The following is an 11,702-nucleotide window of genomic DNA, read 5'->3' on the forward strand; positions in this document are numbered from 1 at the left end:
CGCCATGAACCCGACACCGCCGGACAGCGTGAAGACCTCTCAGCCCACCCAGGACGGGGCCGGGGTGAAGATTCGGCGCATCCATGATTTTAGTGGCGGGCTGGATCCCTTCCTGATGCTGGACGAACTGAACGCCAGCGCCCAGGAGGACTACATCGGCGGCTTCCCCTCGCACCCGCACCGCGGTTTCGAGACGCTGACCTACCTGGTCCATGGCGGGCTCACCCACGAGGACTCCATGGGCAACCAGGGACGAGTGGAGGCCGGCGAGGCCCAGTGGATGAGTGCCGGGCGTGGCGTAATCCACTCCGAGATGCCGCTTTTGGACGCGGACGGCCTGCACGGCTTCCAGCTTTGGGTAAACCTGCCCGCCGCGCGCAAGATGGACCCGCCGCGCTACCGCGACGTACGCGCCGACGCGATGCGTCACCTGCCGGAAGACGACGATTCGCTGCGCTTCAAGGCCATTGCCGGCTCCTGGCAGACCAGCGCCGGGGACACCGAAGGCGCGCTGCCGCAGATCGGCGAAGGCGCCGCCATGGCCGACCTCACACTACCGGCCGGCTATCGCCTGTCGCTTGCGGTGCAACTGGAGGATCGCGTGCTGGCCTACGTGTTCGACGGCGAGCTGACCGGCCTCGGCACGGGCCAACTGGGCGTCTGGCACGGCCACACCCAGATCCACCTGATCGCGCAGCAGGATGCCCGGGTACTGCTGTTCAAGGGGCGGCCGCTGGGCGAACCGATCGCCCACTACGGCCCGTTCGTGATGAACACCTCCGACGAGATCGAACAGGCCATCAGCGACTACCAGTCCGGCCAGCTCGCCGCCGAACCGGCCAGCATGGACTGAGCTCGAGCCAGCCCAGCATCCCGCAAGTTCCTCGCGCGAGTCCCCCTCTCCGTCATCCCGGAAACCGCGCAGCGGTTATCCGGGATCTCACTGCGTGGAACGAACCCCGACCCGCTGTCTCGCACCCATGCAGAAGACCACGGCTCTTCGGTTCGCTACGGCTGCGGTGACGGGGCGCTGGGAACCCGGATCGCAATGGGCATAGCGGGCCACCCAGCTAGGCTTGGGGGTGGATCCGGTGATCCCACGATCCGTTCCGTGGAGAAGGATGGCCCCGCAACGGGTGCAGGGGCGCTGGTTCGTGGCCGCCCCCCCAGGCCGGCCTCAGCCGCCTTCCTCGATCAGCTCGATGGCGTTGCCGTCGGGATCGCGCACGAATGCGGCCGGGCGCCCGGAACGACTGCGCTCCACGGCAATCCCCGCCCCTTCCAGACGCGCTGCCAGCGCCTCCAGGCCACGGACGCGCAACGCCAGATGACGGTCCTGACCACAGCGCACGCCGCGCTCGGTCGGATCGGGGTTCGGCACCTGCAACAGATGCAGAGCCTGTCCGCTCCCCAGGTCATACCACAGACCGGGAAAGTCGAGATCCGGGCGTTCCAGTGGCACCAGGCCGAGCTGCTCCCCGTAAAAGGCCGCCGCCACCCGCGTGTCCGCAATCACCAGGCTTGCGTGATGCAAACGCAGGATGCCGGGTTCTACCCGCTTCGCCGAAGTCATACCCGCATCACCCCCGAGGCCGGTTCGAGCAACACAATAGCCTGGGCCGCCACCCCTTCCTTGCGCCCGGTGAAGCCGAGGTGCTCGGTGGTGGTCGCCTTCACGCTGACATCGGCAATATTCAGGGCGGTATCGGCTGCCAGGTTTTCGCGCATCGCGCGCACATGCGGTGCAAGCTTGGGCGCCTGCGCGATCACCGTGGTGTCGATATTGACCGGGCGCCAGCCGGCCCCGGCCACTCGTTCGAGCGTCTCCCGCAGCAGGACGCGGCTGTCCGCCCCTCGAAACGCCGGATCGGTATCCGGAAAGTGCAGGCCAATATCCCCCAGCGCCGCGGCGCCCAGCAGGGCGTCGCACACCGCGTGGATCAGCACATCCCCATCCGAGTGGGCCACGAATCCACGCTCGAACGGGATACGAACGCCACCGAGTACCAAGTGGTCGCCTTCGCCGAAGGCGTGTACGTCGAAGCCCTGGCCAATCCGCAAGCCACTCATGCGCGAAACCCGCCTTCCAGGCGTCCCTGCTGCATCAGATACAGGCGAGCGAGCTCAAGGTCTTCGCTGCGGGTGATCTTGATGTTCATCGGGGAGCCCTCGATCAGTCGGGGTGCCTGGCCCAGGAACTCGATGGCGCTGGCCTCGTCCGTCACCGGATGTCCCTCGGCACGCGCCTGCGCGTTGGCCGTGCGGAGCATCCCCAGCCGGAACATCTGCGGGGTCAGGGCCCGCCAGACCCGTTCGCGATCCAGCGTCCGTTCGACCTTCCCGGCACCATCGCTCCACTTGATGGTATCGGTGCTGGGACTGGCGAGCAGCCCACCCACCGGATCGTCACGCAACTCGTGCAGCAGCCGGTCCACATCCGCTAGCGGCAGACAGGGTCGTGCCGCGTCATGCACCAGTACCCAGTCGTCCTCGTGCGCCCGTTCGGCAAGGAAGTCGAGCCCGTTCTGGACCGAATCCGCGCGTTCCGCCCCTCCGGCCGCACGGAACAGCCGCCCGCCGGCCAGCGGCAGGTCCAGGGCATCCGGGTCGACGTCCGGACCGAGTACCAGAACCACCCCGCGAATCCGCGGGTGTTCGAGAAAGATCGACAGGGTGTGGGACAGGATTGTGTGCGATCCGAGTGTCAGGTACTGCTTCGGACGGTTGGATCCCATGCGCCGACCGATGCCAGCCGCCGGGATCAACGCCCAGAACGCTGGCTCCCGAGTCGGCACGTGTTCCGCGTCAGCCATCAAAGGGGTCCTCGGGTGGCAGGGTGTCGGTGGCGGGCTCCGCATCCTCCGGGACTTGCGCGTCCGGGCCCGGATCGGTCTCTCCAGCCGGGCCCGGTAGCGGCTCGACCTGCAGCCTCGTGGGCTCGTCCTCGCCCACCACGAAGAAGAAGATCTCGTCCTCGCGGATCATCCCCAGATCGCGACGCGCGCGCTCCTCGACCGCCGCAGTACCGCCGCGCAAATCGCGCACCTCGGCCTCCAGGGCCTGGTTGCGTTGTTCCAGCTCGGCATTTGCGGCTTGCTGTTGCGCGACCTGCTCGCGCAGATCGCGCACATCGCGCCAACTCCCCTCGCCCAGCCACAGGGGCCATTGCAGGGCCAGCAGCACGAGGGCCAGACCGATCAACAGGCCGCGCATCACCCGCACTCCGTATGGTTGAACAGAGAAAGCCCTCGCCCGCGCAGCGCGACAGACGCGACAACGTGGAGACGAGGGCTTTCGCAAGTGGCCGGCATGCCCGGCATTCTACGAGCCCCTGACGACCGGGGACAGGAACCGCGCCGCAGGCTGAGGACTGCGTGGTGACCAAGGCCGTCCCGGGTCTCGATCAGCGCCCGAAGGTGAACGCCGACATGCCCGGATAGGTCGCCCGCGAACCCAGGTGTTCCTCGATCCGGATCAGCTGGTTGTACTTGGCGACCCGATCGGAACGCGACAGCGAACCGGTCTTGATCTGGCCGGCGCGCGTGGCCACGGCCAGGTCTGCGATGGTCACGTCTTCGGTCTCGCCCGAGCGATGCGAGATCACTGCAGTGTAATTGGCCTTGCGCGCCATCTCGATGGCTTCCAGCGTCTCGGTCACGGTGCCGATCTGGTTGAGCTTGATCAGGATGGAATTCGCAACGCCCTTGTCGATGCCTTCCTGCAGGATCTGGGTATTGGTCACGAACAGGTCGTCACCCACCAGCTGCACGCGATTGCCCAGGCGCTCGGTCAGCGTCTTCCAGCCGTCCCAGTCATCTTCGGCCATCCCGTCCTCGATGGTCAGGATCGGGTACTGGTCCACCCAGTGGGCGAGATACTCGGAGAACTCGTCGGCAGAGAAGGCCTTGCCTTCGGAATCGAGGTGATAGCGCCCATCACGGTAGAACTCGGAGCTGGCGCAGTCGAGGCCGATCCAGATGTCCTCGCCCGCCTTGAAGCCGGCGTTGTGAACCGCTTCCAGGATCACCTCGATCGCGGCGGAGTTGGACGGCAGGTCCGGCGCAAAACCGCCCTCGTCGCCCACCGCCGTCGCCAGCCCGCGCTTGGACAGCACCTTTTTCAGCGCGTGGAAGACCTCGGCGCCGTAGCGCACGGCCTCGCGTACCGAATCCGCCCCCACTGGCAGGATCATGAACTCCTGCATGTCCACGCTATTATCGGCGTGGGCGCCACCATTGATGATGTTCATCATCGGCACCGGCAGCAGCGTGGCGTCGTCGCCGCCCAGGGTCTCGAACAGTGGCTGTTCGCGATCCGCGGCCAGAGCATGCGAAGTGGCCATGGAGACGGCCAACAGGGCATTGGCACCCAGGCGTGCCTTGTTGTCGGTCCCGTCCAGTTCCAGCATGCGGCGATCGACCGCGGTCTGGTCCAGCTCCATACCTCGCAGGGCGTCGCGGATCTCGCCGTTCACGTGGCTGACGGCCTTCAGCACGCCCTTGCCGCCGTAACGCTTTTCGTCGTCGCGCAGTTCCAGGGCCTCGCGGGCGCCTGTGGAGGCACCGGAGGGCACCGCCGCGCGCCCCATGGCGCCGGAATCCAGGACAACATCGGCCTCGACCGTCGGGTTGCCCCGAGAATCGATGATCTCGCGGGCGTGAATCTCCGCAATCTTGGACATGCTCTCTCCTTGAAAATACCCGCCCGGACGGGCCCGTCCGGGACGTTTTATCGATTCTTTCGGTCGTTAACCGAGACCGTACTCCGCCTCTGCAAACGGCTGCGCCTTGGCGGCGGCGTCCAGCGCCTTGAGCGTCTGCAGCAGCGCGGCCATCTTCGGCAGCGGCCAGGCGTTGGGACCGTCGGACAGGGCCTTCTCGGGGTCCGGATGGGTCTCCATGAACAGGCCGGATACGCCAGCGGCCACCGCCGCCCGTGCCAGCACCGGCACGAATTCGCGCTGCCCACCGGAGCAGGCGCCCTGCCCGCCCGGCTGCTGCACCGAATGGGTCGCATCGAAGACGACCGGGCAGCCGGTCTGACGCATCTGGGCCAGGCCGCGCATATCGGAGATCAGGGTGTTGTAGCCAAACGAGACCCCGCGCTCGCAAACCATGATCTGATCGTTACCGGCCTCGCGGGCCTTGTCCACGACATTGCCCATATCCCAGGGTGCGAGGAACTGGCCCTTCTTGATGTTCACCGGCCGGCCCTGGCGCGCAACGTTCTGGATGAAGTTGGTCTGCCGACAAAGGAAGGCCGGGGTCTGCAGCACATCAACAACACTGGCGACTTCGTCCAGCGCGGTGTCCTCGTGGACATCCGTCAGGATCGGCACGCCGATCTCCGACTTCACTTTGTCCAGGATGCGCAGGCCCTCTTCCATGCCCAGCCCGCGGAAGCTCTTCGTCGACGACCGGTTGGCCTTGTCGAACGAGGACTTGTAGATGAACGGAATGCCGAGATCGTCAGCCATCGTTTTCAGCGCGCCGGCCGTCTCCAGGGCCATGGCCTCGGATTCGATGACGCAGGGGCCGGCAATCAGAAAAAAGGGCCGATCAAGGCCGACTTCAAAACCGCAAAGCTGCATGCTCTGTCCTGTCTGGAGGCCATCACCCTCCGGGTGCGGCCACAAAAAAGTGAACGGGCGCCTATTCCGTCAGCGCCGTGGTGGTTTCCGGTTCGCGGGCATCCTGGTAATCCCGGGCGGCACACACAAACGCGGTGAACAGCGGGTGGCCATCCCTTGGGGTCGAGGTAAATTCCGGGTGGAACTGGCAGCCCACAAACCACGGATGGTCGGCCAGCTCCACGGCCTCTACCAGTTCGCCGGATTCCGAGACCCCGGAGAGTCGAAGACCTGCGGCCTCCAGGCGTTCACGATAGGCGTTGTTGAATTCGAAGCGATGCCGATGGCGTTCTCCCACCTCTTCGCGACCATAGGCCTCGGCAATGCGTGACCCCGGGGTCAGGCGCGCGCTCTGGGCGCCGAGACGCATAGTGCCACCGAGGTCACTGTCGGCATCGCGCTGTTCGATGCGGCCTTCCTTGTCCTGCCACTCGGTAATCAGCGCGATGACGGGATGCGGCGTGTCGGGGGCGAACTCGGTGCTGTGCGCACCTTCCAGCCCGACCACATCGCGCGCAAACTCGATGACCGCCACTTGCATGCCCAGGCAGATTCCAAGATAGGGCACATCGTTCTCGCGGGCGTAGCGCACCGCGGCAATCTTGCCCTCCACGCCGCGTTCGCCGAAGCCACCCGGAACGAGGATGGCGTCCAGGCCCTCGAGTTCGCGCGCGGCCTCGTTCTCGGCCCCTTCCAGCTTTTCCGAATCGAGATAACGAATCCGGACCCGGGTACCCGCCTGGATGCCCGCGTGGGTCAGGGCTTCGTTCACCGACTTGTACGACTCGGTCAGATCGACGTACTTGCCGATCATGCCGACCGTCACCTCGGACTCCGGGAACTCCATGGCATTGACCACGTGCTTCCAGTCCGAAAGGTCGGCTTGCGGGACCTCGATATGGAGTTTGCGCAGCACGATCTCGTCGAGCTTCTGCGAATGCAGCCACAGCGGGATCTTGTAGATGTTGTCTACGTCCACTGCAGAGATGACCGCCTTCTCCTCGACGTTGGTGAACAGCGCGATCTTGCGCCGTTCACCCTCGGGGATCGCCTGCGTGGAGCGGCACAGCAGGATATCCGGCTGGATACCGATGGAGCGCAGTTCCTTGACCGAGTGCTGGGTCGGTTTGGTCTTGATCTCGCCGGCGGCCTCGATATACGGCACCAGCGTCAGATGCATGAACAGGGCGTTGTCATGCCCCAGCTCCACGCCCATCTGACGGATCGCCTCGAGAAACGGCAGGGATTCGATGTCACCGACCGTACCGCCGATCTCGATCAGGGCGATGTCGGCATCGCCGGCCCCCTCGTGGATCGAGCGCTTGATCTCGTCGGTGATGTGCGGGATGACCTGCACCGTGCCGCCGAGATAATCCCCGCGACGCTCCTTGCGGATCACGTTCTCGTAGATCTGCCCGGCGGTGAAATTGTTGCGCCGCGAGGTGCGAATGCGCACGAAGCGCTCGTAGTGCCCGAGATCCAGGTCCGTTTCGGCGCCGTCATCGGTGACGAACACCTCGCCATGCTGAAACGGGCTCATGGTGCCCGGATCCACGTTGATGTACGGATCCAGCTTGAGCAGCGTCACCTTGAGGCCACGCGCCTCCAGGATCGCCCCCAGCGAGGCGGATGCAATACCTTTGCCCAGAGACGAGACCACGCCTCCGGTAATGAAAACAAAACGCGTCATGCGGGAAACCTGGCTGGGAGCTGACAAGCACCCTGCCCCGGTTCGCACACGCAATCCGGGGCAGGCGGAAAACCCCTGAGAGAGTACCAGAGCACCCGCCCCCGCTCAATCGGAAGGTGGGGGCAGTGCCTCGTTTCCGGCCCGGGATGACAACGGCCGGAAGGCCACCAGGGTCATATCGTCACGCCGCGGCTCGCCGTCGCGATAATCTTCCAGCACCCGCACCACGGCATCGATCTTGGCCGACAGATCGCGGCCACTCTTGTCCGTCAGCACCTGGCGCAACCGCCGCCGACCAAACAATCGCGGCGGCTCTCCGCCGACATGATCGTGCACGCCATCGGTGATCAGGAAGAATTCCGTGCCCGGCTCCACGTCGACCTCGTGGTCCACGGGCTGGGCCGGTTCCAGGCTGCGGTAGCCAAGGCCGCCGCGTACGCCCCGGATCTCCTCGACCTCGCCGCCGCGGTCGATCATCAACGGCAGCCCGACCCCGGCAAAGGCCAGCTTGCGGTCCTCCGGTCGATACACGCAGACCGCGGCCTCCAGCCCGTCGTCCGAGTCGGAGTCATAGCCATCCTGACGCAGCCGCGAGCGTACCAGTCGGTCCATCTCGCGCAGGATGGCCGAGGGCTCAAGCAAGCGGTGTTCGTGCAGGATGCGATCCAGCGCCGAGGCCACCACCAGGGTAATGAAGGCACCCGGTACACCGTGGCCGGTGCAGTCCGCCACCACCAGGATGCTGTGTCCGTCGATGGCCTCGACCCAGAAGTAGTCGCCACCCACGAGGTGCAGGGGCTCCCAGTAGATCTGCACCTCGTCCATGTGACCATCGAGGGCATGCTTGTCCGGCAGCATGGCAGTCTGGATGCGGCGGGCATAACGGATGCTCTCCACCACCAGGCGATTACTGCGCTCGAGCTCACGGTTGGCCTCGTCCACCTTGGCCAGCGCCCGTTCCGTCTCGGATTTCTCGGCTTCCAACTGCCGGGTGCGTTCCTCGACGCGCCGTTCGAGGTCTGCATTCAGCGCCTTCAGCTCGCCGCGGGCCCCGTCGCGCGCGTCCAGCCCCGCCTGAAAGGCCCGCAGCAAACGATCCAGCGAACGCCCCAGCGCCCCCAGCTCATCGTTTTCGTGATGGCCCAGGCGTGGCATCGGCCAGTGCGCGGGCTGTTCCGGGTCGGTGTCCGCCACCGCACGTGAAATCTTCAACATCGGACGGAGCATCAGCAGATAGAACAGTACAACCACCACCAGAGAGACGATCACCGCCTGGGTCACACTGGTCACGACCCCGGTCTGCAGCCGGTTGACGAAGGCCCGCCCCAGCACGCCGGGGTCCAGTTCCACGCGCAGGACGCCCACGCCCTGGATATTTCCGCGGGTATCAGGGTGGCGCAGCTCACGCTCATGGGTTTGCAGATCGCCGAAGAGCCAGTGCGCCCATTCGCCACCGGTCTGGGTGCGTTCCTGGGAATCCTCCGCAAGGGTGTTGCCAAAGTCGTCGAGGATCTCGACCCGTCGGATCTTATCGAATACCAGCAGGCCCTGGACCAGGGAGTCGGCCTGGGCGGCGCTCAACTGGAAGGCCGCCTCGGCGGCGGGTGGTTCTACCAGGCGTTGCAGGCGGTCGATCTGTTCCCCGGTCTCGGCCCGGAAGGCATGCCAGTCCGAGGCAATGACATAGGCGCTGCTGAGAAGGCTCAGCGCCAGCGCCGCCAGCAGCGTGGCGACGGCCAGCTTGGCGACCAGGCTACGATTCCGGCGGGTGCCGCCCGCCATCACCCGTGTTCGCCGTGCGTTTGCACGATGACACGGTTGCGTCCCTCGTTCTTGGCCCGATAGAGCAGGTCATCGGCCAGAGCCACCAGCTCGCCCGCGTCCGGCCACGGGTTCGTGGTGATGACCAGACCAATGGAAACCGCCAGCGCGAGCGGTTCGTCCTTCCAGTGCAGCGATGCATTCTCCACCGACGAGCGAATGCGCTCGGCCAGTGCGACTGCCGCTTCGGGGTCCAGATCCGCCGCCACTACCAGGAATTCTTCCCCACCCATGCGCCCAGCGTACTGTTCCGCCCCCAGCTCGCCCCGCAGGATGTCGGCAAAGTTCTCGAGGGCGAAATCGCCGGCGGCATGGCCGTGGGTGTCGTTCAGCGCCTTGAAGTCGTCGAGATCCAGCATCATCACAGTGAGCGAACGCGATTCCTCGCCGACGCTATCCGCCATGCCCTCCACGCAGTCAATCACCCGGCGACGCGAGAACAGGCCGGTAAGGGCATCCTCCAGCGCCAGGCGCTCCAGCTCGGCTGTCAGGCGCTCGCGCTCGCGCACCTCGTCGGACAATGCATTGTTGAGCTGTGCCAGGTGCTCCGCCTGCTCGCGCAACTGGCGGTTGGCCTCCTGCAGATCCGCCTGCATGCGGTCGCTCATGCGCATCATGCGACGCTGCGCCCGATAGCTCTCGGAATAGGCCTTGGCGAGCACCTTCACGCCATCGCCTACCGCATCCAGCGCCTCGAGCATCTGCTCGGAGCGCTGCATGACGGACTTTTCCTGCTCGAACAGGGAGAAGTCCGCGAGCCTCTCCATTTCCTGGCCCTCCCGTGGCCGGGTAGCAGGATTCATCGGGTCCTCTCGGGAGGGGGCCTTCATGTCAGCGGACACATTCGATAGTCAGCGTGTTCGAAATCCTCGGAGAAGTCCTCGCCGAACTCCTCCATGGTCTCGTCGTCATCGTGGTAACACCAGTTGATCCGTACCTTCAGACCCGACTCGGCGCCTTCTTCCAGGATCTGGAACATGTTCATCAGGGCCTTCGCAGTCGAACTGTTGAAGTAGATCATTTCCACGGTGAACTCCACCTCGTCGCTGGCCCGGTCCTCGATCGCCTGCCGCAACCCCTGAGTCAGCGGGCCGTAGAAGTTCGCGGCATCTTCCGGATACGACTCGCCGGACAGCCGGTATTGCCCCGCCACGAAATCGAAAACGACAGCCGGGGTCCGGTCGGTTGCCGCGTGTTCAATGGTCTCGACGACTGCCATCAGATATAGGCCTTCAGGACAAAATAGGATTGCGCATCGGAGAGATGCTGAAAGTCGAACTGGATTGGCTCGCTTGCCCGGCGTGCGATCTCGATCAGGCCGATGCTGCCGCCCTTGCTGCCTTCGTCCGGTGGTTCCCGCAGCTTTTCCTTGTAAAAGCGGCGCAACTCATCGCTGTCCATGCCCGCGAGCTCACGCAGGCGCACGGCCAGGGTGTCGGCATCCTTGCGCCCGATCACGTTGCCGCAAATGACGAAGAAGCGGCCGTTTTCCGACCCGACGGTAATCATCCCGGAGCTCAGCTCGACGGGGGGCTCCGCGTCGTGCTCGATACGCTCCGCTGAATAGCGAATCACGTTCTGCACCTGTTCCACGAATACCGAAAAGACGCGGTTCACGGTCTTCGTATCGGTGGACTCCAGTCGGATTTTCTGCCGCAGCGCATCCCCCAGGGCCTTCAGGATGCCCTCGGAAATGTAGCCAGTGAACGAAAAGATGATGCCGCGCCGCGTCATGTTGCGCTGAAAGCCCAGCACCTCCTCGGCGATCAGGGCCGACGATTCCGTCCGGGCCTCGGCTGCGTCAGTCATTGCGCTCTCCATTGCTGTCCAGGACATCCTGCACGATGGCCGCATAGCGCCCGTCCGCGCGCATCGCATCCAGTTCCTCCTGCATGCGATCCAGCGGGGCTCGCGCGGTTTCCGGGTGGCAGGCCAGGGACATCACGGTATCGTTGAACGCGAACAGGGACCGGAGTTCACCGATACCCTCCTGGCGGGCAAACCACGGGGCCAGATGTTCACCGCTGACCCATACATCGATCCGGTTGGCCGCAAGCTTGCGCGCATTCAGCCGGTCATTCGGTGCGGTATCCACGGGGATGCCCCGGCCCTCAACGAAGAGCGCCACGGCATCGTCTCGATAGCCCCCGACGCGGTAGCGTTCCAGATCCTCCAGAGACTGCGCATCCACCTCGGCACCTTCAAGCACGAACGCATGCCACTGGTTTTCCACGAGAGGACCGACCCAGGTGAACAGATCTTCGCGTTCGGAGGTGCGCGTGGTGGAAAAGACGCAGGTACCAGGGTCCGACTGAGCCTCGGCGTAGGCCCGACTCCACGGCAGCAGGCGGATCTCGGCGTCCACTTGGGCGACATCCAGCAGGGCATCCATCACCCGGATGGAGATCCCGTCCAGCTCGCCGGTTTCGGTCTCGAAATTGAACGGGGGGTAGCTCTCGGTCGTGAGCATCAGCGAGTCCGCGGCCAGAGGCGCGGCCAGCAACATCCCGGCCGCCAGCACCCCCATGCCCGTACGTCGTCCGCATTGTGCCGCGAAACCTG

At 65.2% G+C, this 11,702-nt stretch carries 13 protein-coding genes; 1 reads left to right on the forward strand and 12 read right to left on the reverse strand.

What is annotated here, in order from left to right; translation table 11 throughout:
• The first annotated feature begins 4 nt into the window (after positions 1–4).
• On the forward strand, positions 5–853 hold the full coding sequence (locus tag G315_RS0101880; RefSeq protein ID WP_019611801.1) for a pirin family protein: 849 nt from the start codon (positions 5–7) through the stop codon (positions 851–853).
• A 324-nt stretch (positions 854–1,177) separates the two neighbouring features.
• On the opposite strand, the gene G315_RS0101885 is transcribed toward G315_RS0101880, so the two are convergent.
• From G315_RS0101885 to G315_RS0101940, 12 genes are all read right to left on the reverse strand, one after another.
• Positions 1,178–1,573: a VOC family protein gene (locus tag G315_RS0101885; protein ID WP_018176741.1), complete on the reverse strand. Its 396-nt coding sequence runs from the start codon at positions 1,571–1,573 to the stop codon at positions 1,178–1,180.
• Positions 1,570–2,070 carry a 2-C-methyl-D-erythritol 2,4-cyclodiphosphate synthase gene (gene ispF / locus G315_RS0101890; protein WP_018169848.1) on the reverse strand — a complete coding sequence of 167 codons (501 nt, stop codon included), beginning with the start codon at positions 2,068–2,070 and terminating at the stop codon, positions 1,570–1,572. The genes G315_RS0101885 and ispF overlap by 4 nt, the downstream gene beginning before the upstream one ends.
• Positions 2,067–2,813 (reverse strand): 2-C-methyl-D-erythritol 4-phosphate cytidylyltransferase, encoded by a 747-nt coding sequence (gene ispD, locus G315_RS0101895; RefSeq protein WP_019571334.1) that lies wholly within the window; start codon positions 2,811–2,813, stop codon positions 2,067–2,069. Before ispD ends, ispF begins: the two co-directional genes overlap by 4 nt.
• Positions 2,806–3,213 carry a cell division protein FtsB gene (ftsB, locus tag G315_RS0101900; RefSeq protein ID WP_018145600.1) on the reverse strand — a complete coding sequence of 136 codons (408 nt, stop codon included), beginning with the start codon at positions 3,211–3,213 and terminating at the stop codon, positions 2,806–2,808. Before ftsB ends, ispD begins: the two co-directional genes overlap by 8 nt.
• 190 nt (positions 3,214–3,403) lie before the next feature.
• On the reverse strand, positions 3,404–4,681 hold the full coding sequence (eno, locus tag G315_RS0101905) for a phosphopyruvate hydratase (protein WP_018145599.1): 1,278 nt from the start codon (positions 4,679–4,681) through the stop codon (positions 3,404–3,406).
• Positions 4,682–4,747: 66 nt separating this feature from the next.
• The gene (gene kdsA / locus G315_RS0101910) at positions 4,748–5,590 is read right to left on the reverse strand and encodes a 3-deoxy-8-phosphooctulonate synthase (RefSeq protein WP_018176738.1); all 843 of its coding nucleotides are present in this window, start codon (positions 5,588–5,590) and stop codon (positions 4,748–4,750) included.
• A 61-nt stretch (positions 5,591–5,651) separates the two neighbouring features.
• Complete coding sequence (locus G315_RS0101915; protein WP_019562555.1) at positions 5,652–7,319, reverse strand: CTP synthase; 1,668 nt, start codon at positions 7,317–7,319, stop codon at positions 5,652–5,654.
• A 105-nt stretch (positions 7,320–7,424) separates the two neighbouring features.
• Positions 7,425–9,101 carry a SpoIIE family protein phosphatase gene (locus G315_RS0101920; RefSeq protein ID WP_019611803.1) on the reverse strand — a complete coding sequence of 559 codons (1,677 nt, stop codon included), beginning with the start codon at positions 9,099–9,101 and terminating at the stop codon, positions 7,425–7,427.
• Positions 9,101–9,907, reverse strand: a complete 807-nt coding sequence (locus tag G315_RS0101925; RefSeq protein ID WP_019611804.1) for a GGDEF domain-containing protein — start codon at positions 9,905–9,907, stop codon at positions 9,101–9,103. The genes G315_RS0101920 and G315_RS0101925 overlap by 1 nt, the downstream gene beginning before the upstream one ends.
• A gap of 59 nt (positions 9,908–9,966) precedes the next feature.
• The gene (locus G315_RS0101930) at positions 9,967–10,359 is read right to left on the reverse strand and encodes a DUF1987 domain-containing protein (protein WP_019611805.1); all 393 of its coding nucleotides are present in this window, start codon (positions 10,357–10,359) and stop codon (positions 9,967–9,969) included.
• Positions 10,359–10,949, reverse strand: a complete 591-nt coding sequence (locus tag G315_RS0101935) for a SiaB family protein kinase (RefSeq protein WP_018145593.1) — start codon at positions 10,947–10,949, stop codon at positions 10,359–10,361. The genes G315_RS0101930 and G315_RS0101935 overlap by 1 nt, the downstream gene beginning before the upstream one ends.
• A complete protein-coding gene (locus G315_RS0101940) occupies positions 10,942–11,667 on the reverse strand; it encodes an ABC transporter substrate-binding protein (RefSeq protein WP_018145592.1) in 726 nt (241 codons plus the stop codon). The genes G315_RS0101935 and G315_RS0101940 overlap by 8 nt, the downstream gene beginning before the upstream one ends.
• Positions 11,668–11,702 lie beyond the last annotated feature (35 nt).

This window comes from Thioalkalivibrio sp. AKL7, from assembly GCF_000381705.1.
Lineage (GTDB): Bacteria > Pseudomonadota > Gammaproteobacteria > Ectothiorhodospirales > Ectothiorhodospiraceae > Thioalkalivibrio > Thioalkalivibrio versutus.